Annotated in this window: 2 protein-coding genes; both read right to left on the reverse strand. The window is 39.9% G+C overall.

Translation table 11 applies throughout. The annotated features are described in order from the left end of the window. Positions 1–318 precede the first annotated feature (318 nt). A complete protein-coding gene (locus ACHUFN_RS20155; protein ID WP_394224517.1) occupies positions 319–852 on the reverse strand; it encodes a PH domain-containing protein in 534 nt (177 codons plus the stop codon). Positions 853–895: 43 nt separating this feature from the next. Beyond that, positions 896–1,363 carry a hypothetical protein gene (locus tag ACHUFN_RS20160; protein WP_394224518.1) on the reverse strand — a complete coding sequence of 156 codons (468 nt, stop codon included), beginning with the start codon at positions 1,361–1,363 and terminating at the stop codon, positions 896–898. Positions 1,364–1,734: the final 371 nt, after the last annotated feature.

Raw genomic sequence — 1,734 nt, forward strand, 5'->3', positions numbered from 1 at the left:
CCAAACATCATGAATGTTCCATCTTTTTTTATCTGCCTAATATCACTATATTATTTGTGGGGATACCTCAGACTCTGCCCCTAATTCTCAAACTTGGCTTTTACTTAGAGATCGTTACGACCTGTCTACCTAGTTTAAGTTTGGAGCTTTTCCTCATTAGGAGGTAGAAGCCTGTAAACAACTTAAATATTAGGGTCAGAGTACATTTTCTAGTTACAGAGTTAGTGGGACAATTAAAGTACTCTGACCCTAATTTTCGTGGTTGGAGGGGTATGTGGTGTATCGGCTGGGATTTAATGTACTCTGACCCCAATATTTTTATTTTTCTTCCAGCGCCTTCTCTAGCAGTAGCTCTATGCGTTTAACACTTTCAATAAGTGCCCTCATATCACTGTTTTCATCGCGTTTCTGCTCTGGTACGGCGTTGCTTTCCGTTAATAACTTATTTTTTTGAGTCAGGATGGTCTCTCTAAAAGTGTCAGCGTCATTTATTCCAATCAGTGAGACTAGGGCGCCTTGGGCCGATTGTCCGGCAGTCTCAAAGGAAAGCCGATATAAATTGAAGACGCGCATTAGCGGCCCTTGCACCATAGCAACGTCAGTTATTTTCTCCAATGGAATGGACTTCTCTTCTTTATTAAAAACACCCCGTTTAACCACGAGTTTTCGCTCTGTCACAACGGCGGACATTGCAGCAAGTATTTTGCCGCTGATCACAAAAAATAGTGGGATAGATATAATTAAGAAAGGTATTCCTACTATTGTGAGGGTAGAGACTAACAATAAACTTATAAGCCAGTAGGTTTTTACTGCTGGATTAAAGGTCGCAGTAATTATTATTTTTTCAGACATTATAAGTTCCTTGTTGTTGTAGTTAGTTCAACGCTAACAAGTCTTAGAAATGGTAAACAACCTGTACGTTACCATCAACGCGCTTTGTATCATTCTGAGATTCTTTACCGTAACCCGCTTCTGCACGAAAAGCCCAGCCTTCTCTTCCCTGATTTAGTCGATATTCGTAAGATAAACCTAAGCCTTGCGTTGTTTGAGCATCAGTAAATACAATTCGAAGAGGTGGGCAAGAATCGTCTGCCTCGCATGGATAATCAGCATCTCTTGCACCTACAGCCCCCACAAAGGCACCAAATACATGATGACCATATTGCTTTTCGGCGCCTACAGTAAACCCGTCATCAAGCCCCACTTTGTAGTTCGCGTAAAATTCGATGTCGTTAAATGTGGTCGATACAGTCGGTATCAAAAAAAATGGCCAGCCAGCACTAACGCTCATATTGACGCCTTGAGCATAGGCCGTTGAAGACAAACAAAGTAGTGTTATTAAAAACCCGATATGTTTACGCATGTTATTCCTTTAGTACGATTAATATCTAATAAATATGTCCACTTTCAAGTGAATTTAAAGTGAACAGAGACACGTTCGATTTGATTAAATATAAAGGGTTTTAAGGAAGAGGTTATCCCCAAATTGCGTTAAAAGTGTAAGCAAATAATATGAAGCATTAAATTACAGTACATTTTTCTAGTTACAGAGCTAGTGGGACAATTAAAGTACTCTGACCCTAGTTTTCGTGGTTGGAGGGGTATGGGGTGTAGCGTTTATTTCGAGGAGAACTGGACGTATTAATGTACTCTGACCCTGAGGTATCCCCTCAAATAATATAGCGATATCAATGAGATAAAAAAGATAGGAACATTCATGATGTTTGGTGATCA

It is taken from the genome of Alteromonas gracilis, assembly GCF_043642145.1.
GTDB classification, from domain to species: domain Bacteria; phylum Pseudomonadota; class Gammaproteobacteria; order Enterobacterales; family Alteromonadaceae; genus Alteromonas; species Alteromonas gracilis_B.

Excerpts from the sequence above, each read along its gene's own strand:
- ACHUFN_RS20155 (WP_394224517.1), bottom strand. The coding sequence starts at position 852 with ATGTCTGAAAAAATAATAATTACTGCGACCTTTAATCCAGCAGTAAAA.
- ACHUFN_RS20160 (WP_394224518.1), bottom strand. The coding sequence starts at position 1,363 with ATGCGTAAACATATCGGGTTTTTAATAACACTACTTTGTTTGTCTTCA.